This window comes from Ciceribacter ferrooxidans (assembly GCF_004137355.1).
Taxonomy (GTDB): domain Bacteria; phylum Pseudomonadota; class Alphaproteobacteria; order Rhizobiales; family Rhizobiaceae; genus Allorhizobium; species Allorhizobium ferrooxidans.
Window position 1 is genome coordinate 1 of the sequence record NZ_SDVB01000136.1, and the last position, 250, is coordinate 250.

The 250-nt window shown below is 50.8% G+C and carries 1 pseudogene; it reads right to left on the reverse strand.

Annotated elements, in window-relative coordinates:
- Nucleotides 1-250: pseudogene (locus EUU22_RS04260) on the reverse strand (hypothetical protein); the annotation flags it as partial.

Genomic DNA, 250 nt, shown 5'->3' on the forward strand with positions numbered 1-250 from the left:
TGGTCAAATATTCCGTCTCGATGTCATCGGCCGTACGCTCCGGATCAGTCGGTACGTTGTAGAGGTTGAGTTCCAATGCATCTACGCCAGCTTGTTCAATTTGCCGGGCGTAGCGCTGCCAGCCGCCAAAGGTCGAGCCATTCAAGCTACTGATGATCGGAATGCGTACCGCCTCTTTCGCTTTCGCGATATGATTCACATACGTTTCAGGGTCTATCTTGAAGTCCGGTTCATCTGAATAATCATCGAG